General features: G+C 71.6%; 20 protein-coding genes. 5 read left to right on the top strand and 15 right to left on the bottom strand.

The window, feature by feature from the left end; all coding sequences use genetic code 11:
- Positions 1 to 116 precede the first annotated feature (116 nt).
- Positions 117 to 1,328 (bottom strand): signal recognition particle-docking protein FtsY, encoded by a 1,212-nt coding sequence (ftsY, locus tag ABT154_RS13765; protein ID WP_351856727.1) that lies wholly within the window; start codon positions 1,326 to 1,328, stop codon positions 117 to 119.
- Between the two features lie 85 nt (positions 1,329 to 1,413).
- On the opposite strand from ftsY, the gene ABT154_RS13760 reads away from it, so the two are divergent.
- On the top strand, positions 1,414 to 2,868 hold the full coding sequence (locus ABT154_RS13760) for a cytosine permease (protein WP_351856725.1): 1,455 nt from the start codon (positions 1,414 to 1,416) through the stop codon (positions 2,866 to 2,868).
- Positions 2,869 to 2,926: 58 nt separating this feature from the next.
- The gene (locus tag ABT154_RS13755) at positions 2,927 to 3,952 is read left to right on the top strand and encodes an LLM class flavin-dependent oxidoreductase (RefSeq protein WP_351856723.1); all 1,026 of its coding nucleotides are present in this window, start codon (positions 2,927 to 2,929) and stop codon (positions 3,950 to 3,952) included.
- A 108-nt stretch (positions 3,953 to 4,060) separates the two neighbouring features.
- Here ABT154_RS13755 and ABT154_RS13750 read toward each other — a convergent pair whose 3' ends face one another.
- The 4 genes from ABT154_RS13750 to ABT154_RS13735 form a co-directional block, all read right to left on the bottom strand.
- A complete protein-coding gene (locus ABT154_RS13750; RefSeq protein ID WP_351856721.1) occupies positions 4,061 to 5,494 on the bottom strand; it encodes a sugar porter family MFS transporter in 1,434 nt (477 codons plus the stop codon).
- A gap of 182 nt (positions 5,495 to 5,676) precedes the next feature.
- Positions 5,677 to 9,258, bottom strand: a complete 3,582-nt coding sequence (gene smc, locus ABT154_RS13745; protein ID WP_351856719.1) for a chromosome segregation protein SMC — start codon at positions 9,256 to 9,258, stop codon at positions 5,677 to 5,679.
- A 234-nt stretch (positions 9,259 to 9,492) separates the two neighbouring features.
- Positions 9,493 to 9,711 carry a hypothetical protein gene (locus tag ABT154_RS13740; RefSeq protein WP_015036455.1) on the bottom strand — a complete coding sequence of 73 codons (219 nt, stop codon included), beginning with the start codon at positions 9,709 to 9,711 and terminating at the stop codon, positions 9,493 to 9,495.
- 392 nt (positions 9,712 to 10,103) lie between these two features.
- The gene (locus ABT154_RS13735; RefSeq protein WP_056566088.1) at positions 10,104 to 10,385 is read right to left on the bottom strand and encodes an acylphosphatase; all 282 of its coding nucleotides are present in this window, start codon (positions 10,383 to 10,385) and stop codon (positions 10,104 to 10,106) included.
- Between the two features lie 179 nt (positions 10,386 to 10,564).
- On the opposite strand from ABT154_RS13735, the gene ABT154_RS13730 reads away from it, so the two are divergent.
- Complete coding sequence (locus tag ABT154_RS13730) at positions 10,565 to 11,491, top strand: CAP domain-containing protein (RefSeq protein WP_351856717.1); 927 nt, start codon at positions 10,565 to 10,567, stop codon at positions 11,489 to 11,491.
- Positions 11,492 to 11,598: 107 nt separating this feature from the next.
- On the opposite strand, the gene ABT154_RS13725 is transcribed toward ABT154_RS13730, so the two are convergent.
- Positions 11,599 to 12,183, bottom strand: a complete 585-nt coding sequence (locus tag ABT154_RS13725) for a flavodoxin family protein (protein ID WP_317875492.1) — start codon at positions 12,181 to 12,183, stop codon at positions 11,599 to 11,601.
- A 124-nt stretch (positions 12,184 to 12,307) separates the two neighbouring features.
- On the opposite strand from ABT154_RS13725, the gene ABT154_RS13720 reads away from it, so the two are divergent.
- A complete protein-coding gene (locus ABT154_RS13720) occupies positions 12,308 to 12,697 on the top strand; it encodes a winged helix-turn-helix transcriptional regulator (RefSeq protein WP_351856715.1) in 390 nt (129 codons plus the stop codon).
- A gap of 12 nt (positions 12,698 to 12,709) precedes the next feature.
- Here the strand turns inward: ABT154_RS13720 and mutM are convergent, their stop codons facing one another.
- The 9 genes from mutM to ABT154_RS13675 all read right to left on the bottom strand — a co-directional run bounded on the left by mutM (position 12,710) and on the right by ABT154_RS13675 (position 21,670).
- The gene (gene mutM / locus ABT154_RS13715) at positions 12,710 to 13,570 is read right to left on the bottom strand and encodes a bifunctional DNA-formamidopyrimidine glycosylase/DNA-(apurinic or apyrimidinic site) lyase (RefSeq protein WP_351856713.1); all 861 of its coding nucleotides are present in this window, start codon (positions 13,568 to 13,570) and stop codon (positions 12,710 to 12,712) included.
- A 117-nt stretch (positions 13,571 to 13,687) separates the two neighbouring features.
- Positions 13,688 to 14,500, bottom strand: a complete 813-nt coding sequence (gene rnc / locus ABT154_RS13710; protein ID WP_351856711.1) for a ribonuclease III — start codon at positions 14,498 to 14,500, stop codon at positions 13,688 to 13,690.
- A 20-nt stretch (positions 14,501 to 14,520) separates the two neighbouring features.
- Positions 14,521 to 14,694 (bottom strand): 50S ribosomal protein L32, encoded by a 174-nt coding sequence (gene rpmF, locus ABT154_RS13705; RefSeq protein ID WP_015036448.1) that lies wholly within the window; start codon positions 14,692 to 14,694, stop codon positions 14,521 to 14,523.
- Positions 14,695 to 14,696: 2 nt separating this feature from the next.
- Complete coding sequence (locus ABT154_RS13700) at positions 14,697 to 15,350, bottom strand: YceD family protein (protein ID WP_317875499.1); 654 nt, start codon at positions 15,348 to 15,350, stop codon at positions 14,697 to 14,699.
- 138 nt (positions 15,351 to 15,488) lie between these two features.
- Positions 15,489 to 16,538, bottom strand: coding sequence for a F0F1 ATP synthase subunit B (locus ABT154_RS13695; protein ID WP_351856708.1), 1,050 nt, complete (start codon positions 16,536 to 16,538; stop codon positions 15,489 to 15,491).
- A 110-nt stretch (positions 16,539 to 16,648) separates the two neighbouring features.
- Positions 16,649 to 17,128, bottom strand: coding sequence for a pantetheine-phosphate adenylyltransferase (gene coaD, locus ABT154_RS13690; RefSeq protein ID WP_351856876.1), 480 nt, complete (start codon positions 17,126 to 17,128; stop codon positions 16,649 to 16,651).
- 26 nt (positions 17,129 to 17,154) lie between these two features.
- The gene (gene rsmD, locus ABT154_RS13685) at positions 17,155 to 17,736 is read right to left on the bottom strand and encodes a 16S rRNA (guanine(966)-N(2))-methyltransferase RsmD (RefSeq protein WP_351856706.1); all 582 of its coding nucleotides are present in this window, start codon (positions 17,734 to 17,736) and stop codon (positions 17,155 to 17,157) included.
- Positions 17,737 to 17,803: 67 nt separating this feature from the next.
- Complete coding sequence (gene recG, locus ABT154_RS13680) at positions 17,804 to 19,993, bottom strand: ATP-dependent DNA helicase RecG (RefSeq protein WP_351856704.1); 2,190 nt, start codon at positions 19,991 to 19,993, stop codon at positions 17,804 to 17,806.
- 72 nt (positions 19,994 to 20,065) lie between these two features.
- Entirely contained in the window at positions 20,066 to 21,670 is a 1,605-nt protein-coding gene (locus ABT154_RS13675; protein WP_351856702.1) for a DAK2 domain-containing protein, read from the bottom strand.
- Between the two features lie 237 nt (positions 21,671 to 21,907).
- Between ABT154_RS13675 and rpmB the strand changes: the two genes are divergently transcribed.
- On the top strand, positions 21,908 to 22,093 hold the full coding sequence (gene rpmB / locus ABT154_RS13670) for a 50S ribosomal protein L28 (protein ID WP_003957616.1): 186 nt from the start codon (positions 21,908 to 21,910) through the stop codon (positions 22,091 to 22,093).
- Positions 22,094 to 22,203 lie beyond the last annotated feature (110 nt).

Below are 22,203 nucleotides of genomic sequence, written 5' to 3'. Positions count from 1 at the left end.
TGCGTGAGGGCCCCGGGCCCGCACGGCATGTGTGGAGCCCGCGCCGCGCACGGCATGCGTGAGGGCCCCCGCCGGAGATCGGCGGGGGCCCTCACGCGTCCGTGCGGGTGCGGCCGTCAGTCGCCGATCAGGGCGTCGACGAAGGCGCCGGGCTCGAAGGGGGCCAGGTCGTCCGGGCCCTCGCCCAGGCCGACCAGCTTGACCGGGACGCCCAGCTGGCGCTGGACGGCGACGACGATGCCGCCCTTGGCGGTGCCGTCGAGCTTGGTCAGGACGATGCCGGTGATGTCGACGACCTCGGCGAAGACCCGGGCCTGGATCAGACCGTTCTGGCCGGTGGTGGCGTCGAGGACCAGGAGGATCTCGTCGAGCGGGCCGTGCTTCTCGACGACGCGCTTGACCTTGCCGAGCTCGTCCATGAGGCCGGTCTTGGTGTGGAGCCGGCCGGCGGTGTCGATGAGGACGACGTCGGCGCCCTCCGCGATGCCCTCCTTGACGGCGTCGTAGGCGATCGACGCCGGGTCGCCGCCCTCCGGGCCGCGGACGGTGCGGGCGCCGACGCGCTCACCCCAGGTCTGGAGCTGGTCGGCGGCGGCGGCACGGAAGGTGTCGGCCGCGCCGAGGACGACGGACTTGCCGTCGGCGACGAGGACGCGGGCGAGCTTGCCCGTGGTGGTGGTCTTGCCGGTGCCGTTGACGCCGACGACCATGACCACGCCGGGCACGTCCGTGGGGCTCTCGGTGTGCACCGTGCGGTCGAGATCGGGGCCGAGCAGGGCGACCAGCTCCTCGCGGAGCAGCGCGCGCAGCTCCTCCGGGGTGCGGGTGCCGAGCACGCGGACCCGCTCGCGCAGCCGCTCGACGAGCTCCTGGGTGGGGGCGACGCCGACGTCGGCGGTGAGGAGGGTCTCCTCGATCTCCTCCCAGGTGTCCTCGTCGAGGTGCTCGCGGGACAGGAGCGTCAGGAGCCCCTTGCCGAGCGAGTTCTGGGAGCGGGCGAGCCGGGCCCGGAGCCGTACGAGACGGCCGGCGGTGGGCTCGGGCACCTCGATCTCGGGTGCCGCCGGCTCGGCGACGACGGGGCCCTCGACGGCGGCCGGTGTCTCGGCGGGGAGCTGGACCTCCTCGACCGTGCGGCGTGGTTCCTCCCGCGGCGTCTCCGCCTCCTCGCCGACGTGCGGTTCGGCGGGCGGAGCGGTGATGGTCGGCGTGGTGGACGGCGGCTCGGCGGGCGGCAGCTGCTTCTTCTTGCGGCCGCTGATCACGAGCCCGCTCGTCACGGCGACCGCGACGACCAGAGCGATGACTACAGCAAGGATGAGTTCCATAACCTGACCAGTATCGGCCAAGAAGCGACCGGAGACGGAGCACGTACGCTGGATGGGTCCCCCCACATCTGTACGGAGTACCCCCATGCCCCACGCCTCTGAAGCCGAAGGCGCGACGCTCGACGGCGCCGTGGAGACCCGCGGTCTCGAGCCCGTCCCCGACGCCGAGCGGACCGGCCGGGTCCGTGAGCTCTTCCCGACCTGGGTCGCCGCGAACATCAGCGTGCTGCTGCTCACGATGGGCGCCGGTCTCATCGTCTTCAACGGCCTGAACTTCTGGCAGGTGCTGGCCGTGGCGGTCGCCGCGCCCGTCCTGTCGTACGGGATCGTCGGACTGATCTCGATCGCGGGGAAGCGCGGCGGGGCGCCCGGGATGGCGCTGTCGCGGGCCGTGTTCGGTCAGCGGGGAAACCTCTTTCCGGGTGCGCTGATCTGGGTGGCCCGGTGGGGCTGGGAGACCATCAACGCGGTGACCGGCGCGTACGCGGTGCTGACCGTGCTGGACCTGCTCTTCGGCGTGAAGCCGAACACGCTGCTCATCGTGGTGACCCTGCTGCTCTTCGTCACCTGCACCTTCCTGGTGTCGGGGCTCGGGATCAACGCGCTGCGGGTGTGCAGCAAGTGGTCCACGTACGTCTTCGGCGCCTTCTCGGTGCTCGTGCTGGTGTATCTGGTGGCGAACACGGACTGGTCGGCGGTCTTCGGCAGGCCGGCCGGTTCGACGGCGATGATGGTCGCGGGGATCGGCACGATCGCCGCGGGCGGCATCAGCTGGGTGCCCTCGGGACCGGACTTCACCCGCTATCTGCCCCGTACGGCCTCGTCGCGGGCGATGGTCGGCACGACGGTCGGCGGCGCCGGGATCGTGGTCCTGCCGATGGTGCTGATGGGCGCGGTGATGGCGGTGTCGACGCCGGACCTGGCCTCGGCGCAGGACCCGGTCTCGTTCATCGGTGAGCTGCTGCCGATGTGGATCTCGGTGCCGTACCTGCTGATCGCCCTGCTCGGGATGCTGCTGATCAACTCGATGTCGATGTACTCGGCCGGGTTCACCGCGCAGACCCTCGGGATCAAGGTGCCGCGTGCGGCGGCGGTCAGTGTGAACGCGGTGATCAGCCTGGTCTTCGGCTTCCTGCTGATGGTGGTGGCGACCAGCTTCATCGGTTCGTTCATCTCCTTCCTGACGCTGCTCGCGGTGGCGTTCTCGGCGTGGATCGGGGTTTTCGGCGTGGACATGCTGCGTCGGCGGTCGTACGACGCGGTGGCGCTGATGGACACCACCCGGACCAGCGCCTACTGGTACCGGGGCGGTTTCGCCTGGCAGGCGATGACGGCGTGGGCGGTGGCGCTGGTCATGGGTCTGCTGTTCACGAAGGTCGACTGGTTCGCGGGCCCGCTGGCCTCGTCCTGGATCGGTGAGAACGGGCTGGGCTGGGCGGCGACGATCGTGGTGGCGGGCGTGCTGTACGCCGTACTGCCGCGGACGCCCGTGAAGGCGGCGGTGGAGCCCGCCGAGGTGCGCGAGGCCGTTTCCATCTGACGCAACGTCAGATAATGTCCCCCTTCGCCGCTAGCCCACCCGCGGAGGGGGACTTCCCATGCCGTTCAGCGTCGTACGGTTCAACCTCGTCGATCCCCGCGCGACCCCCGAATCCCTCTCCGCCCGCTACCGGGCCGCCGTCGAGATGGCCGCGTACGCCGACGGGCACGGGGTCGACACGGTGCAGACCGAGGAGCACCACGGGGTCGAGAACAACTGGCTGCCCTCCCCCTTCGCCTTCGCGGGCGCGGTCTTCGGGGCCACGATGGGAGGGGCGGCGCACAGCGTCCCGTCGGGGGGCGGTGGCCGGGAGACGGGTGGGCGGATCGCGGTCACCGTCTCGGCGATCATCGGCCCGCTGCACGATCCGCTGCGGCTGGCCGAGGACATCGCGGTCCTGGACCTGCTGAGCGGGGGCCGTCTGGTGACGGTCGCGGGGATCGGGTACCGGCCGGAGGAGTACGAGGAGCGCGGGGTCGACTGGGGGCGGCGCGGCAAGCTCCAGGACCTGCTGCTGGAGACCCTGCTCACGGCGTGGACCGGGGAGCCGTTCACCTATCAGGGCCGTACGGTACGGGTCACCCCTCGACCCTTCACCCAGCCGCATCCGATGCTGCTGGTCGGGGGTTCGTCGCGGGCGGCGGCGCGGCGGGCGGCCCGGCTGGGGCTGCCGTTCTTCCCGAGCGCGCATCTGCCGGAGCTGGAGACGTACTACCGGGAGCGGTGCGCGGAGTACGGCACGGAGGGGTGGACGATGATGCCGGCCGAGGAGACCCCGCTGCTGCATCTGTCGGAGGACCCGGACCGGACCTGGGCGGAGTACGGGGAGCACTTCCTGCACGAGGCGCGGACGTACGCCTCCTGGCAGTCGAAGGACATCCGTTCGGCGGTCCGGTCGACGGCGACGACGGTGGCCGAGCTGCGTGCGGAGGGGGTCTACCGGGTCGTCACCCCGCGGGAGTGCGCGGCGCTCGGTCTGGAGAGCCTCGTGCTGCATCCGCTGTGCGGCGGGATGCCGGTGGAGGAGGGGTGGCGGAGCCTGCGGCTGTTCTGCGAAGAGGTGCTGCCGCGGCTGGGGGCCTGAGCGGCGCGGCGTCGGACGTGGGACCCGGACGACGGTGGACTGCCCCGGCGCGAGACACAGCGTCTCGGGCCGGGGCGGTTCCGTGGGTGAGGAGCGGGGCAGCGGGGATCAGCCCATCTCCTCCAACGCCTTGCCCTTGGTCTCCTTGACGTACCTGAGTACGAAGGGGATCGAGAGCACGGCGAAGACCGCGTAGATGATGTAGGTGCCGGAGAGGTTCCAGTCCGCGAGGGACGGGAAGCTGGCGGTGATGGCCCAGTTGGCGATCCACTGGGCGGAGGCGGCGACGCCGAGGGCGGCGGCGCGGATCCTGTTGGGGAACATCTCGCCGAGGAAGACCCAGACCACCACGCCCCACGAGAGGGCGAAGAAGAGCACGAAGACATGGGCGGCGACGAGCGCCACGACGCCCTGGGTCTCGGGGAGCTTGCCGTCGACGAGGTCGGCGGAGAAGGCCCAGGCCTCGAAGGAGAGGGCGATCGCCATGCCGAAGGAGCCGACCAGGGCCAGCGGCTTGCGGCCGACCCGGTCGACCAGGACCATCGCGATCACGGTGCCGATGATGTTGATGATCGACGTGGTGAACGAGTAGAAGAACGAGCCCGACGGGTCGATGCCGACGGACTGCCAGAGCGTCGAGGAGTAGTAGAAGGCGACGTTGATGCCGACGAGCTGCTGGAAGACGGAGAGTCCGATGCCGACCCAGACGATGGGCAGCAGCCTGAAGCGGCTGCCGGCCGCGAGCAGGTCCTTGAAGGTGGACTTGTGCTCGCTGCGCATGGCCCGGTCGATCTCGGCGACGCGCCGGTCGAGGTCGACGCCCTCGCCCTCGACCTCGGCGAGGACCTCCTTGGCCCGCGCGGTCCTGCCGACGGAGATGAGGAAGCGGGGGGACTCGGGGATGGCGAAGGAGAGCATGCCGTAGAGGAACGCGGGGACGACCATCACCCCGAGCATCCACTGCCAGGCCTCCAGGCCGCCGATCTTGCCGCGCTGGTCGCCGTCGGCGAGCTGGAGGATGCCGTAGTTGACGAGCTGGGAGATGGCGATGCCGATGACGATCGCGGCCTGCTGGAAGGAGCCGAGGCGGCCCCGGTAGGCGGCGGGGGCGACTTCGGCGATGTACGCGGGGCCGATGACGGAGGCCATGCCGATGGCGAAGCCGCCGATGATCCGCCAGAAGGCCAGGTCCCAGAGGGCGAAGGGCAGCGCGGAGCCCACGGCGCTGATGGCGAAGAGCACGGCGGAGATCTGCATACAGCGGATGCGGCCGATGCGGTCGGCGATCCGGCCGGCGGTGGCGGCACCGATGGCGCAGCCGATCAGGGCGATGGCGATGACCTGCGCGAGGGTGCCGGAGCCGATGTCGTAGCGGTGCCGGATCGCCTCGACGGCGCCGTTGATGACGGAGCTGTCGTATCCGAAGAGGAAGCCGCCCATCGCGGCGGATGCCGTGATGAAGATGACGTGGCCGAGGTGGTCCGGGTGAGCGGCTCGGCCTTCGGAAGGCGGCGGCGGGGGCGCCTGCGCGGTGCTGGTCACATGGACTCCATCGGTGGGGGGAGAGCCCTTCCAGTGGCGCACAACTTCACGCCGCCCACCACGTGAAGGTAAAAGCAACGTTGCAGAGACTATGCATTCATGTTTCGAAGTCAAGATGCGATGTCATATGACTTTATTAGCACTCTGATGTTTCTTTGCTTCAGAACTTGAACGATGAGTGTTCAGCGCAGCCGCTGGCTGATCACCTTCGAGACGCCGTCACCCTGCATGGACACCCCGTAGAGCGCGTCCGCGACCTCCATCGTCCGCTTCTGGTGGGTGATCACGATCAGCTGCGAGGACTCCTGGAGCTCCCGCATGATCCGGATCAGCCGCTGGAGGTTGGTGTCGTCGAGCGCCGCCTCGACCTCGTCCATCACATAGAACGGGCTGGGCCGCGCCTTGAAGATGGAGACGAGCAGCGCCACCGCGGTCAGCGAGCGCTCGCCGCCGGAGAGCAGCGAGAGCCGCTTGACCTTCTTGCCCGGCGGACGGGCCTCCACCTCGACGCCGGTGGTCAGCATGTTGTCCGGGTCCGTGAGGATCAGCCGTCCCTCGCCGCCCGGGAAGAGCCGGGAGAACACGCCCTCGAACTCACGGGCCGTGTCCCGGTACGCCTCGGTGAAGACCTGCTCGACCCTCAGGTCGACCTCTTTCACGACCTGAAGCAGGTCGGTACGGGTCTTCTTCAGGTCCTCCAGCTGCTCGGAGAGGAAGCGGTGCCGCTCCTCCAGCGCCGCGAACTCCTCCAGGGCCAGCGGGTTGACCTTGCCGAGCTGGTGGTACGCCCGTTCGGCGGCCTTGAGCCGCTTCTCCTGCTCCGAACGGATGAAGGGGCGCGGCTCGTCGGCCCCGGCGGACGCACTGCCTTCGGCGCCCTCCCGGCCCTCCGTGCCTTCCGTGCTTTCGGCCGTGGGCGACGCGGGCACCGGCTGGTCCGGACCGTACTCGGCGGTCAGGTCCTTCGCCTCGACCCCGAACTCCTCCAGGGCCTTCGCCTCCAACTGCTCGATCCGCAACCGCTTCTCGGCGCCGAGCACCTCGCCCCGGTGGACGGAGTCGGTCAGCTTGTCGAGCTCGGCCTTGAGGTCGCGGCCCCGGTTCCGGGCCGCCGTCAGCCCCTCCTCGCGGTCGGCGCGTGCCTCCTGGGCCACCACTCGCTCCCGCTCGGCGCGGACGAGCGAGACCTCGATGTGGGCGAGGAGTCCCCGGGCGCCCGCGGCGACCGCGCCCGCGACCCGCTCCTCGTGGCGCAGCCGGGCCCGGCGCTGCTCGGCACGCGCGCGTGCCTCCCGTTCGGCGCGGGCGGCCCGGTCGAGCGAGTCGGCCCGGCCCGCGAGGCCCTTGACGCGCTCCTCATGGGTACGGACCTGGAGCCGCGCCTCCATCTCGGTCTGGCGCGCGTTGGAGCCGTCGATCGCGAGCCGGTCGCGGGTGGCGGTGTCCGGTTCCTCGTCGCCGTCCCCGAACGCGGCGGCCTCCTGGGCCACGAGGAGTCGTTCGGCCAGTTCCTCGGCCTCGGCGGTCGCCTTCTCCAGGGCCTCCTGGGCGCGGTCGGCCGCCGCCGCGGTCCGCTCGGCCTCCCCCGCCGCTCCCCTGGCCTGGCCCGCGAGCCGCCCGAGCCGCTGGGCCACGGCGGACTTCTCTCGTTCGGCGGTACGGCGGAGGGCGTCGAGCTCCTCGACGAGCGCGGCGGCGGTACGGCGCCGCTCGTCGGCATCCCGCCGGGCGGCAGCCGACTCCTCGCACCGTACGGCCAGTTCGTCGAGTTCGACGGCGGCCTCGGCCACCGAGGCCTGGACTTCGAGGAGGCTGGGCGCGCCTGCGGAACCGCCCTGTGCGAAGTGCGGTCCGAGCAGGTCGCCCTCGGCCGTGACGGCGGTCAGCGCGGGCCTGGACCTGACCAGGTCGGCGGCCTCGTCCAGGTCGCCGACGACCACGACCCCGGCGAGCAGTCGGCGTACGGCGGCCATGAGTGCGTCGGGGCCCCGGACGAGGTCGGCGGCGTACGGGTGCGCTTCGGGCAGGGCCGGGGCCGGGGCCGGTTCCGGCCCGCCGGCGAGGAGCAGGGAGGCGCGGCCGGCGTCCTGCTTGCGCAGCAGGCGGAGGGCTTCGGCGGCGGTGGCGGGGCCGGTGGCGGCGACCGCGTCGGCGGCGGCGCCGAGGGCGGTGGCGACGGGGATCTCGTATCCCGGGGTGACGGTGAGGAGTTCGGCGGCGGGGCCGAGGACACCGCTGAGCCCGGCGGCGAGGAGTGCGCCGGTGCCGTCCTTGCGGCGCAGCCCGAGGGCGAGGGTGTCGTGCCGGGCCCGGGTGGCGGCGCGGCGGCGTTCGGCGTCGCCCGCGGCCTCGCGGGCGGCGCTCAGCGCGGCTTCCGCTTCGGCGAGTTCGCGGCGGGCGGCCTCGTGGCGCTCGCCCTGCGCGGTGTCGGCGGCGTCGAGTCCTTCGACCTCGGCCCTGAGCTGTTCGTACTCCTCCTGGGCGGTGGCGGCCCGCTCCCCCGCCTCGTCGCGGGCGGTGGCGAGGCGGTCGATCTCGGCCTGGGCGGAGGCGGCGCGCGAGCGGGCGGCGTTGACCTGGCCGTGGAGGCGGGCGAGGCCCTCGCGCCGGTCGGCGAGGGCGCGGGCCAGGTCCTTGAGGCGTCGTTCCTCGTCGGCGAGCGAGCGTTCCAGCCCGGAGCGGTGGGCGACGGTGTCGTCCAGGGCCCGTTCGGCCGCTTCCAGGGCGGCTTCGAGCTCGGCCTCCTGCTCGCGGACGCGGGCGGCCTCTCGCTCCAGGTCCTCGGGGTCGCGTCCTCGGCGCTCCTCGGCGGGGGCGGTGGTGGCGCTCTTCACGCGCGCGTCGGCGAGCGAGACCGTGCCGCGTACGCGTTCGGCGAGCTGGGAGAGGGCGTACCAGTTCTGCTGGGCGCGCTCCAGGCGCGGCGCGAGGGTGCGGGCCTCGGCTTCGAGTTCGGCCTCGCGGGTGAGCGCGGTACGCAGTTCCTGCTCGGTGGCCTCCTTGCGGGCGAGCAGGGCGGCTTCGTCGGCGACCTCGGCGGTCAGGGCCCGCTGGAGGTGGACGAGGTCGTCGGCGAGGAGGCGGAGGCGGGCATCGCGCAGGTCGGCCTGGATGACGACGGCCCGGCGGGCGACGGCGGCCTGCCGGCCCAGGGGCTTGAGCTGGCGTCGGAGTTCGTCGGCGAGGTCCTGCACGCGCGCGAGGTTGGCCCGCATCGCGTCCAGTTTCCGCAGCGCCTTCTCCTTGCGCTTGCGGTGCTTGAGGACGCCGGCGGCCTCCTCGATGAAGGCGCGGCGGCCCATCGGGTCGGCGTGCAGGACGGAGTCGAGCTGTCCCTGTCCGACGATGACGTGCATCTCGCGTCCGATGCCGGAGTCGGAGAGCAGGTCCTGGAAGTCGAGCAGGCGGCAGGTGTCGCCGTTGATCTGGTACTCGCTGCTGCCGCCGCGGAACATGATGCGGGTGAGGGTGACCTCGGCGTAGTCGATGGGCAGCGCGCCGTCGGAGTTGTCGATGGTGAGGGAGACCTCGGCGCGGCCGAGCGGTGGGCGCCCGGTCGTGCCGGCGAAGATGACGTCCTCCATCTTGCCGCCGCGCAGCGACTTGGCGCCCTGCTCGCCCATCACCCAGGACAGGGCGTCCACGACGTTGGACTTGCCCGATCCGTTGGGGCCCACGACACAGGTGATTCCCGGCTCGAACCGCAGGGTGGTGGCCGAGGCGAACGACTTGAATCCGCGGAGGGTCAGGGCCTTGAGGTGCACCCCGGGGACTCTACCGGGGCCCGCGCGTTTCACCCGCTGACAGGCAGGGCAGATCCCCGGGTGAGGAGGGGTGGGACGAGGGGGAAACAGTGGGTGAAGCGGGGAGGGAAAGAAGGAAGGGACGCCGAAGCGCCCCTTGCGTGCCCGACTTCACCGGCGCAGGTGTCCGTGGACGCCTCCGTCGGCTGTACCGGTGTGAGTGTCTCCCACCTGACCCCTGGGGGGCTGGGATCGTCAGGTGAGCGCAGGCTCCGCCTGGGGTACGTCGAGATCGATGCTGTTCAGCAGCGACTCTCCCTGGTGCTGAGCGGCGGCAGCGGCGAGCGAGTCGTTCTCGGACTGAATCCGTACCAGCTCGGATTCGAGATCCTGGACGCGCTGCTGAAGCCGTCGCATCTCGGCGAGGAGTCGCGGGTCGGAGCCGCCGACGTAACCGAGAAGCGCCTTTGCCATGATGGATGGTCCTCCACAATGAGTGACCGACCGAAGCGGTGTGGGTCGTGAGGGATTCGCACCCGCGGTGCTCGGCAGTACTGCTTGTCGTGCCGGTTCCACTGCCAAACAGCTAAGGTGCGCGGGGCTTCCAGAGTCTCACCAAAAAGTTTGACGGTCAACACGATCACGCCCCGTCCGAAGGGGCCACCGAGGAGTCCACGGCCGCTCGAAGGGCGGCGGGGGCCTCGCGAACTCGGTGCCTCAGGGCGTCGCGATCATCCTTACCGGGCAGCCTTCCACGACGGCCGCCCCTTGGCAACCACCAGGGACTTTCCCCCTCACGCGGCTGTTACCGCGCGTCCGTCCGGCGCCCCTCCCGGTCACCGGCGCGGGTGTCGGCTGGGGGTGGGTCAGCGGATGGCGAAGCCGTCGTATCCGCCGCGCGGGGTGGCCCAGATCTCAGTGACGCCGTCCACGCGCCCGGGTGTGTCGGCGGAGTGGAGCCAGGCGAGCAGACGGTGGCAATTCTCACGCGGCCCCTCGGCCACCACCTGCACCCGGCCGTCGTCGAGGTTCAGGGCGAAGCCCACCAGGCTCCCGATCTCCAGTGCGTTTGCCCTGGTGAACCAGCGGAAGCCCACTCCCTGTACCCGGCCGCGCACCCAGGCGGTCATCCGTACGTCGTCGCTCATGACTGCACGCTAACGGGCGGATTGCCAGATGAGCACATCGCCCCCGCCGTGCATGGACTACAGTCCCGACCGAACACGCCTCACCCGTACGGGCGCGCGCTGTTCGACTGATGGGCCACGAACGGTCCCTGAAGCAAAGATCAGCAAAGCCCCACAGGGCCAGCAGGAAGGCAGAGCAGATGGGACGCCACCGTCGCGCCGGAGCCGCACCCGCCGCAGAAGAGTACGCGGCCGGTACGGACCGCCCGCACCGGGGTGCCCGCCGCAAGCGGCGCGCTCCCGTGCGCACCGGCCTGCTCGGCGCCTCCGCGGCGGTCGCGGTGGGCGCCGTCGCCGTCGCTTCCGGCCTGCTGCCCGGCGGGGACACCTTCACCCTCGGCAGTGTGGGCGCCAGCGAGCGCCCGAGCCAGTCGCGGCAGGCCCCCGAGCTGACGACGCAGGGCGGGTCCACCGAGACCCCGGCGGGCGGCACCGGTTCCACGGGCGCCGGCACGGGCACGCGTACGGGATCGAGCACGGGCACGAGCGGTGCGAAGACCGCCTCGCCGTCGGCGACCCCGTCCGTCAAGCCCACCCCGAAGGCGACCACCCCTTCGAAGAAGCCGGCCACGAAGCCCGCGGCGCCGAGGACCACGGTCGCGCCGTCCACGAAGGCCCCCGCGCCGAAGCCGGACCCGACCACCGAGGCGCCGGTCGAGAAGGCCCCTGCCCCCTCGACCGCGGACCGGAGTGTGGCCGCCGAGGCGGAGGTCCTCCGGCTGGTCAACGTCGAGCGCTCCAAGGTGGGCTGCTCCCCGGTGAACGCGAACGCCCAGCTGGCGTCGCTGGCCGGGGCGTTCAGCACGGACATGGCGGCGCGCGGCTTCTTCGACCACACGGACCCGGACGGGGCCACGCCGTGGGCCCGCGCGGAGAAGGCGGGCGTCTCGGGCATGGGCGGCGAGAACATCGCCCGCGGCCAGGCGGACGCGGCGGCCGTGATGGAGTCCTGGATGAACAGCGACGGCCACCGCGCCAACATCCTGAACTGCGACTTCACGACCCTCGGCGTCGGCGTCCACTTCGGCGACGGCGGCCCCTGGTGGACCCAGGACTTCGGCTACTGAGCCGGCACGCCGGAGCCGCGTAGCACCCCCCCGCTCGGCTCCGGACCGCAGGCGCGAAAGGGCCCCGTCACCTTCCCGGTGACGGGGCCCTTTCGCGTACCCGGAGGTCAGGCGGCGGCCTTGCCCGCCGCGAAGGTGCCGGCGGTCAGGGCGACGCGGCGGCCGAGGTGTTCGGCGGTGGCGATGTCCGCCTTGTGGACGCCGTCCGGGCCGAGGTCGTTGGCGGTCTGGGCGGCTGCGCCGGTGAAGAAGCCGAGGCGGTTGAGGTCGTTCTCGGAGGCGTCCGTGGTGTTCCAGCCGGGCTTCAGGCCGAGGTTGACCCAGGTCATGCCGTGCTGGCCGGCGAGGATCTGGAAGAACTGGAGGGTGTGCAGCTTGTCACCGCTCTTGGAGCCGGAGTTGGTGAATCCGGCGGCGAGCTTGTCCTGCCAGGCGCCGGTGAACCAGCGCTTCGAGGAGTCCTCGGCGAAGCGGTGGAAGGCGCCGGAGGCGGTGCCCATGTAGGTCGGGGAGCCGAAGACGATCGCGTCGGAGGAGTCGAGCAGCTCCCACTCGGCGTCGGTGATCCCGTCGACCTTGATCAGGTGGACGGTGGCGCCCGTGTCGGCGGCGCCGGCACGGACGGCCTCGGCCAGGACTGCGGTGTGGCCGTAGCCGGAGTGGTAGGCGACGGAGACGACGGGGCTGGTCACAGGGGGCTCCTCGAAAGGGTCGGTGAGGCGATGACCAGAAGTAGAGCACTAACTTTTCGACAGCGCAAGCCAGCAGTTAGCGCGCCCGTGGCGGTAAGCGCTGCGCGAGAGTACGGTGGAGCCCATGACTGACGACCTCGCCTACGACGTGTTCGCACGGGCCTGCCCCTCGCGCGGCACCCTCGAGCATGTGACGGGCCGCTGGGGCAGCCTCACCCTGGGCGCGCTGCACGACGGGACGTTCCGATTCAACGAGCTGCGCCGCCGCGTCGACGGCGTGAGCGAGAAGATGCTGTCGCAGACCCTGCACGCCCTGGAGCGCGACGGCCTGGTCCACCGCGAGGCGCAGCCCACGAACCCGCCGCGGGTCGACTACCGGCTCACCCCGCTCGGCCGCGAGATCGCGGAGCGGCTGATCGGCCTGATCGAGCTGGTGGAGGGCCGTATGCCGCAGGTCGAGGCGGCGCGGGAGAGCTACGACGCGGAGCGCGTCACCGCCCCCGTCACCGCCTGAGCCCTCGCCGAGTCACGCGCTCGCGCGCGGCGGGCGCTGGCAGCGCGGGCAGAAGTAGCTGGAGCGGTTCATCCAGGCGCGCCGGCGCATCGGCGTACCGCAGCGGTGGCAGGGCTCGTCCTCGCGGCCGTACGCGTCGAGCGAGCGGTCGAAGTAGCCGGACTCGCCGTTGACGTTCACATACAGGCTGTCGAAGCTGGTGCCGCCCGCGTCCAGGGCCGCGTTCATCACGTCCCGGACGTGCCCGAGCAGCTCGGCCGAACGCGGTCGCGTCAGTGTGGCCGTCGGCCGGTCGTAGTGCAGCCGGGACCGCCAGAGCGCCTCGTCGGCGTAGATGTTGCCGACGCCGCTGATCAGCGACTGGTCGAGCAGCGCCCGCTTCACGGTCGTACGGCGCAGCCGCAGCGCGCTCTGGAAGGCGGCGTCGTCGAACTCGGGGTCCAGCGGATCGCGGGCGATGTGCCCGATGACGTCCGGGAGCCCGTCGGGGGTCTGGTCGTGCAGCGAGAGCCCGCCGAAGGTGCGCTGGTCGACGAAGCGCAGCTCGGTGCCGGTCGCGTCGTCGAAGCGGACGCGGACGCGCAGATGCTTCTCGTCGGCGGCGTCCTCCGGCTGGACGAGCAGCTGCCCGCTCATCCCGAGGTGCCCGAGGACGGACGTGCCGGTCTCGGCGAGCGGCACCCAGAGGTACTTGCCGCGCCGGCGCGCGACCCCGAAGCGCTGTCCTTCGAGCCGGGCCGCGAAGTCCGCGCCGCCCGCCGGATGGCGCCGTACGGCCCTGGGGTGCAGCACCTCGACCTCGGACACGGTCCGCCCGGCGACCCAGCGTTCCAGTCCGCGCCGTACGACCTCGACCTCGGGCAGCTCGGGCACGGGACTCCTCCGGACGTCTTCGGCAGCCAGCGGATCAAGCCTACCGGCCGTACCCCTGCGGAAAAGACGAGAACCCCGCCCTGGGGCGGGGTTCTCCGGAAGCGAGGGATCCGGCCGTCAGGCCGAGGCCCGGTGGGCGGAAGGAGAGGGGTCGGCGACCTCTCCCGTTCCCGCCTCGGCCGCGGTCCTGGCCGCCGCCGCGCGTTCGTCCGCCGCCGCGCGAATCTCGCGCCACGCGGACTCCGCCGCCTGCTGTTCCGCTTCCTTCTTGCTGCGGCCGGTGCCGGTGCCGTACGAGACACCACCGACGCGGGCGGCAGCAGTAAAGGTCTTCTCGTGGTCCGGACCCTCTTCGGAGACGAGGTACTCCGGCACACCCAGACCCTCGGCCGCGGTGAGTTCCTGGAGACTGGTCTTCCAGTCCAGGCCCGCACCGAGGTTCGAGGACTTCTCGATCAGCGGGTCGAAGAGCCGGTGCACCAGCTCGGACGCCGCGTCGAGGCCCTGGTCGAGATAGACCGCGCCGATCACCGCTTCAAGGGTGTCGGCGAGGATGGACGCCTTGTCCCGGCCGCCCGTACCCTCTTCGCCCCGGCCGAGCCGGACGAAGGAGCCGAGTTCGAGGCCGCGCCCCACGTCCGCCAGCGCTCGCGAGTTGACCACCGCGGCCCGCAGTTTGGCCAGCTGGCCTTCCGGCAGGTCGGGGTGGGCGCGGTACAGCGTGTCCGTGACCACCAGGCCCAGCACGGAGTCCCCGAGGAACTCCAGCCGCTCGTTGGTGGGCAGACCGCCGTTCTCGTAAGCGAACGAACGGTGGGTCAGCGCACGCACCAGAAGGGCGGACTCGAGCTTGTAGCCGAGCCGCCCTTCCAGAAGCGTGTGGGACGAGGCATGGTCCGTCTTGTCGTCCGTCTTGCGGGACTCAGACATTACGCCTCTCACCAGCCCAATCAGACCGAGAGGACCTGGCGCTTGTTGTAGGTGCCGCAGCTCGGGCACGCGATGTGCTGCAGCTTCGGCTCCTGGCAACGCTCACACGAAACCAGGGTGGGGACCGCAGCCTTCCACTGCGACCGGCGGTGGCGCGTGTTGCTGCGCGACATCTTCCGCTTCGGAACAGCCACGGCTACTTCTCCTGCTTCTCGGCGGCGCTTCGGACGTCCCCGTCAGAGGCATTGCCGCTCATGTTGTCCTTCTCATCGGTTCCCAGCGAACCGGCGAGTCCCTGCAATGCCGCCCAACGAATGTCGACGGCGTCGTGGTGGTGGTCCGGGTTCTCGTTCAGGTTGGTTCCACAGGTGGAACACAGACCCGCGCAGTCCTCCCGGCACACCGGCTGCATCGGCAGTGCGAGCACCACCGCATCACGCAGCATGGGTTCGAGGTCGAACATGCCGTCCTCGAGGGGGATCATGTCCTCGTCCGCCTCGGCTTCGTCGTCCGCGGCCGCCCTGGAGCGGCCCCGGTCGTCGGAGTCGGGGTACGAGAACATCTCCTGGAAATCCACGTCGAGCTCCAGCTCGACGGGCTCCAGACACCTTACGCACTCCCCCTCGGCCGATGCACGGGCGGTGCCTGTGACAAGCACCCCTTCCATGACCGACTCAAGACGGAGATCAATGTCCACCGGCGCGCCCTCGGGCACTCCGATGACTCCTTCGACGCCCAGGTCCCGGGGGGCCTCGATCGAACGCGAGAGCCGCTGGAGGGCACCAGGACGCCGCCCCAGCTCGTGTGTGTCGAACACGAGGGGATTGCGGTGGTCGAGGCGCGTGCTCAGGGGACTTCCTGCTTTCGGATCGTGCTGCGTCGTGGGGAGGCTGCCGAACGTGGGCAGCGAGGATCGCGGAATACGCGCGACCGAAGAGCCAGGATACTGGACGCTTCGCCCAGGACCCAATCGGGGTCAAGCCACCCCCTACGCTCCCTGATGTCCTTGTTCGTACCGGCGGAGCTGCTCCAGGTCGATCATGCTCGTGTCGAAGAAGCTGGTCTCGTCGAGTGCGGCGGACTGCTGCTGCGGCTGGTGACCCTGGTGCTGGACGGGCTGCTGGTACGCGTACGGGTCCTGCTGCTGGTAGCCGTAGGGGTCCGCCTGCTGCGGCTGCTGATAGGCGTACGGGTCCGGCTGCTGCGGGACCTGCTGCTGGTAGGCCGCGTAGGGGTCGGGCTGCTGGTACCCGTAGGGGTCGGGCTGGGCCTGGGGCTGCTGCGGGGCGGGGATCCGGGCCGGCTCGGGGTCCGAGAGCTCCGCCAGGCCGGCCAGGTAGTCGGCGTCACTGGTGTGCACGGCGCCGCCGAGGCCGTCCTGCGCGGCCATGTGCTCGCCCAGGTCGTCGCTGGCGATCCGGCCGTGCAGCTTCCGCCGGCCGTGGCCGACGGCCTCCAGGGTCTTGCTGAGCACCGCCTCGAAGGCGCCGAGCTTGGCGTCGACGTACTCGTCCGCCCGGTGGATCAGGGTCTGCGGGTCCGCGCTGTACTCGGGGGCGTCCTCGTCCGGATAGCCGTTGGCGTCGAGGCCGGGGCCCCGGCCGAGGAGCTTCTCGCGGCCCCGGTCGACCGAGCCGATCGTCTTGTTGAGGACGACCTCGAAGTTGGCGAGCTTGGAGTCGACGTAGTCGTCGGCCTCGGCCCGGACCTCCTCGGCCTCGCGGCGGGCCTCGGAGAGGATCCGGTCGGCCTCCTCCTGCGACTGCCGGGCGACCTGGGTGTCGGAGACGATCGAGCCCCGCTCGGCGTGGGCGGCCTCGATGATCCGCTCGGCCTCGCGGTGGGCCTGCTCGACCATCTGCTCCCGGCCGCCGATCAGCTCCTGCGCCTGCGCGAGGGAGCCCGGCAGGGCCTCCCGTACCTCTTCGAGCAGGGCGAGCAGCTCGGCGCGATTGACCACGCAGGATGCCGACATGGGCATGGAGCGGGCGCCGTGCACGGTCGCGACGATCTCGTCGAGCTTCTTCTGTACGTCCACCGGGTGCTCGCCACTCTCTACAGCTGGATGGAGACGGACGGGACGACTGTAAGGGCAGTCGGCGCCCGTCCGTCACCAGGTGACGGAGCGTCAGCGGCGGTGGCCGCGCGTCACTTCCTCGCGAGGCGCTCGGTGAGCCACGGGAGGACCGTCGGCGGGACCAGGTGGGAGACGTCGCCGCCCCAGGCGGCGACCTCCTTCACCAGGGAGGAGGAGAGGAAGCTGTAGGTGGGGTTGGTGGGGACGAAGAGGGTCTCCACGCCCGTGAGGCCGTTGTTCATCTGGGCCATCTGCAGCTCGTAGTCGAAGTCGCTGACCGCGCGCAGCCCCTTGACGATGGCGGGGATGTCGCGCTGCTTGCAGAAGTCGACGAGCAGCCCGTGGAAGGACTCCACCTCGACGTTGCCGAGGTCGGCGGTCACCTCGCGGATCAGCTCGATCCGCTCCTCGACCGTGAACAGGCCCTTCTTCGACTGGTTGATCATCACCGCGACGTGTACGACGTCGTACAGCTTGGAGGCACGGGCGATGATGTCGAGATGTCCGTTGGTGATGGGGTCGAATGACCCCGGACAGACGGCGCGGCGCAACGTGGGTCCCTCGCTCTCCGGTCCGGTCATCGTGCGTCTTCGCACGTAGAGGCGGCGCGACCGTACCAAAACGTTCCCTCGCCGTAACGACGGGACCGCAGGCCCTCGAATCCGGCCGGCCAGCCGAACTCCCCGCCTCGGGTGCTTCGCTCCACGGTGACGAGGGCATCCTCGCTCAGCCAGCCCCCCGAGCGCAGTGTGAGGAGAATCTCGCGGAGTTCCTCGTCGGAGACGGCGTACGGCGGGTCGAGGAAGACCAGGTCGTACGGCTCGGCCGGGGCCGGTCCCGTGGCGATCTGCTCGGCCCGGCCGCTGCGGAGTTCGGCGCCGGGGAGGCCGAGGGCCTGGATGTTCTCCCGGATCGTCTTCGCGGCGCGGGGTTCCGCCTCCACCAGGAGGGCGTGGGCGGCGCCCCGGGAGAGGGCCTCCAGGCCGACGGCCCCGGAGCCCGCGTACAGGTCGGCGACCCGGGCCCCGGTGAGGCCGTGGAAGGCCTCCCAGGTGGAGAAGAGGCCTTCGCGCGCCCGGTCGGAGGTGGGGCGGGTGCCGTTGCCGGGCGGCACGGCCAGGCGGCGTCCGCCGGCCGTGCCGGCGATCACGCGGGTCATCGGTGTCCTCGTCCTGCGTCGTCCAGTGCGTACGTCTCAGGATATGGCCGCGGTCCGCGCGGTGGCGTCAGCCCTTCTCCAGGTACTCCTCCCGGTCCTTGTCCAGCAGGGCGTCGAGCGCGGTCGCGAGGCCGGGGTGGCCGGTGAGGTCCGGGTCGGCGAGGACGAGGGCGGTGGCCTCCTCGCGGGCGGCGGCGATGACCTCCTCGTCGTCGATGACGGTGAGCACCCGCAGGGAGGAGCGGACGCCGGACTGGGCCTGGCCGAGGACGTCGCCCTCGCGCCGCTGCTCCAGGTCGATGCGGGAGAGTTCGAAGCCGTCCAGGGTGGAGGCGACGGCGTTGAGCCGCTGGCGGGCGGGGGTGGCCTCGGGCATCTCGCTGACGAGGAGGCAGAGGCCGGGGGCGGAGCCTCGGCCGACCCGGCCGCGGAGCTGGTGGAGCTGGGAGACGCCGAAGCGGTCCGCGTCCATGATCACCATGGCGGTGGCGTTGGGGACGTTGACGCCGACCTCGATGACGGTGGTGGCGACGAGGACGTCGAGCTCGCCGGCGGCGAAGCGGCGCATCACGTCGTCCTTGTCGTCGGGGTGCATCCGGCCGTGCAGGACGGCGATCCGCAGTCCCGTCAGGGGGCCGGTGCGGAGCTGTTCCGCGATGTCGAGGACGGCGAGCGGCGGGCGCCTCTCGGCCTCGTCGGCGGCGGAGGGCCCGGACTTCTTCTTGTCCTCCTCGTCGCCGATGCGGGGGCAGACCACGTACGCCTGGTGGCCCTTGGCGACCTCCTCGCGGACCCGCTCCCACGCGCGCGTGAGGAAGTGCGGCTTGTCGGCGGCGGGCACGACATGGCTGGCGATCGGGGAGCGGCCGGCGGGCAGCTGGTCGAGGACGGAGGTCTCCAGGTCGCCGAAGACGGTCATGGCGACGGTGCGCGGGATGGGGGTGGCGGTCATCACCAGGAGGTGCGGGGGCTGCTTGCCCTTGCCGCGCAGGGCGTCGCGCTGCTCCACGCCGAAGCGGTGCTGCTCGTCGACGACGACCAGGCCGAGGTCGTGGAACTGGACCTTGTCCTCGATCAGCGCGTGGGTGCCGATGACGAGGCCGGCCTCGCCGGTGACCAGGTCGAGCAGGGCCTGCCGGCGGGCGGGGACGCCCATGGAGCCGGTGAGCAGGACGACCTTGGTGGCCCGCTCGGCGCCGCCGAGCATGCCTCCCTCGGCCAGCTCGCCCATCATCTCGGTGACGGAGCGGTGGTGCTGCTGGGCGAGGACCTCGGTGGGGGCGAGCATCGCGGCCTGTCCCCCGGAGTCGACGACGGCGAGCATGGCACGCAGGGCCACCATCGTCTTCCCGGAGCCGACCTCGCCCTGGAGGAGCCGGTGCATGGGGTGCTCGGTGGCGAGGTCGTCGAAGATCTCCTTGGAGACCTTGTTCTGGCCGTCGGTGAGGGTGAAGGGCAGCTTGGCGTCGAAGGCGTCGAGGATGCCGTCGGGGGTGGGGCGGCGGGCGACGGCGGGGAGTTGGGTGTCGGCGTGCCGGCGGCGGGCCAGGGCGACCTGGAGGACGAAGGCCTCGTCCCACTTGAGGCGCTCGCGGGCGTCGGCAATGTCGGCCTTGGTGCGGGGCCGGTGGATCAGCCGGAGGGCCTCGGGCAGTTCGGCGAGGCCGCGGCCCTCGCGGAGTGCCTCGGGCAGCGGGTCGACGGCGTCGGCGGCGCTGGGCAGGACGGCGTCGACGGCCTTGGCGATCTTCCAGGACTCCAGTCTGGTGCTGGCCGGGTAGATCGGGATGAGGGCCCCGGCCCAGACGTCGACGGCCTCCTCGCCGTCGCCGCGGAGGAGTTCGTACGAGGGGTGGGCGAGCTGGAGGCGCCGGTTGAACAGCGACACCTTGCCGGCGAACATCGCGCGGGTGCCGGGCAGCAGGTCCTTGTGCGGTTTGTGCACGCCCTTGCCGAAGAAGACCAGCTGGAGGCGACCGCTGCCGTCGGTGATGGTCACTTCGAGGCGCTGGCCGCGGCCCTTGGAGCCGTTGAAGGTGAGCACGCGGGCGTCGGCGACCTGGGCGACCACGGTGACGTGCTCGTCGAGCGGCAGGTCGGACAGCGTGGTCAGCTCCCCGCGCTCGGCGTACCGGCGGGGGTAGTGGTGGAGGAGGTCACCGACCGTGTGCAGGTCGAGGGCCTCGGCCATCACCTTGGCGGTGGCGGGGCCGAGGGACTTCTTGAGTGGTTCGTCGAGCGCGGGCACGCGTTCCATTGCACACCACGGGACCGACAGTCGGGTACGGCACCGCGTCTGCGGGTGTCGGGGTGCCCCGGAGGGGCGTCGTCACTCCACGCCGATGAGCAGCGGCGGGGCCCCCGTGCCCGCGTGGTACGTGGTGGTGTCGACGGCGAGGTAGCCGCGCCGGACGTGGCGTTCGAGGTCGGGGGCGAGTCCGGGCGGGGTGTCGTCGGCGACGACCAGGGTGACGAGTTCGCCGCCGGCGGAGAGCATCCGGTCCAGGACGGTGCGGGCGGTCTCGGTGAGGTCCTTGCCGATGACGGCGACATCGCCCTCGATGAGGCCGAGGACGTCGCCGGCCTGGCAGACGCCGGCCGAGGTGAAGGACCGGTGTTCGGCGACGGCGAGTTCGGCGTAGCGGGTGGCTCCGGCGGCGGCCGTCATGGCGACGACGTCCTCGTCGAAGCGGCGGTCGGGTTCGTGGACGGCGAGGGCGGCGATGCCCTGGACGGCGGCCCGGGTGGGGATCAGGGCGACGCGGATGCCTTCGGCCCTGGCGCGTTCGGCGGCGGCAGCGGCGGTCTGGCGCAGGTCGGTGTCGTTGGGCAGCAGGACGACCTCGCGGGCGTGGGCCCGGCGGATGGCGTCGAGGAGTTCGTCGCCCGCGGGGGGTTCCCCGGGCCGGGTCCGCACGGTGGTGGCGCCCGCCTCCGCGCAGAGTCCGGCGAGGCCTTCGCCGGGGACGACGGCGACGACGGCGCGCTGGGCGCGCTCGGCGGGGCCGGTGGCGGCTTCGGCGGCGAAGTGGGTGATCCGGATGCGGTGGGGGCGTCCGGCCTCGATGCCTGCCTCGACGGCGGCGCCGGGGTCGTCGACGTGCACATGGACGTTCCACAGCCCGTCGCCGCCGACGACGACGAGGGAGTCGCCCAGGGCGTCGAGCCGCCCGCGCAGCAGTTCCACGGCGGCGTCCCCGGCCTCCAGGAGGTAGATCACCTCGTAGGCGGGGCCGTCCTCGGTGGGGCACACCTCGGCGGGGACGGGGGTGACGGGTGCGGTGCGCGCGGGGGGCGGGGTCTGCCCGGTGACGGTTTCGAGGAGGGCGCCGAGGACGGTGACCAGGCCCCGGCCGCCCGCGTCGACGACTCCGGCGCGGGCGAGGACATCGAGCTGCCCGGAGGTGGCGGCGAGGGCGGTCGTGGCGCCCTCGTGGGCGTTCCTGGCGACGTCGACGAGTCCGCCGCCGCCCGCGCAGGCTCCGGCGGCGGCTGCGGCGACGGTGAGGATGGTGCCTTCCACGGGGTGGGCGACGGCCTCGCGGGCGGCGCGGGCGGCCTCGGCGAGGGCGCGGGCGAGGTGATCCCCGTCACCTCCGCCGGCGAGGACGCCGGCCATGCCGCGCAGGAGCTGGGAGAGGATGGTCCCGGAGTTGCCGCGGGCGCCGAGGAGGGCGCCGTGGGCCATGGCGCGTACGGTCTCGGCGGTGTCGGGTGCGGAGGCCGCGAAGACGGATTCCACGGCCCGGTGGGCGGCTTCGGCGGTCAGATACAGATTGGTGCCGGTGTCCCCGTCGGCGACGGGGTAGACGTTGATCGCGTCGATCGCGTCGCGCTCCCGGCCGAGGGCGTCCAGAGCCCGTGCGCACCAGGTCCTGACCGCTTCCGCGTCGAGCTCGACGAGCTCCTCGGAGGGCTGAAGGGCTCGCGACAACGGGGGGTCCTCCTTCGGCGGTGAGCTCACCGCAGGGTAGACCCGGGGCGTCCCTCCGGTGACCGGGGCCCGGGGCGAGGTCCGCGCAGACCATGGTAGTTTCGTTCCACCGAAGCAGGCGTTGTATGCTGCTTCGGTTGCCCGGTTCACACCGGGCCATCCCCCGGCAAGCCACTTCAGACTCCTGATTCCGGTGCGCCGGATTTCACTGTAATTCTGAAGTCTTTGGAGTGACCCGTGGCTGCCAACTGCGACGTCTGCGGCAAGGGGCCGGGCTTCGGCAACAACATTTCGCACTCGCACCGCCGTACGTCCCGTCGCTGGAACCCGAACATCCAGCGCGTGCGTGCCGTGGTCGGTCGGACGCCGAAGCGGCTCAACGTCTGCACCTCGTGCATCAAGGCCGGCAAGGTCTCGCGCTAATCGCGACGTTCTGTCGTAGCGCAGCCCCTGCGGTTGCCTTGAAAGGCCGGTTCACCTCGGTGAACCGGCCTTTTGCCATGCCCGGAAGCGTACGCGGAGACGTTCCCGGA

It is taken from the genome of Streptomyces sp. NPDC001728, from assembly GCF_040297565.1.
Taxonomy (GTDB): Bacteria; Actinomycetota; Actinomycetes; order Streptomycetales; family Streptomycetaceae; genus Streptomyces.
The sequence above is the reverse complement of the archived record's forward strand: the minus strand, read 5'-3'. Positions and strand labels throughout refer to the sequence as shown.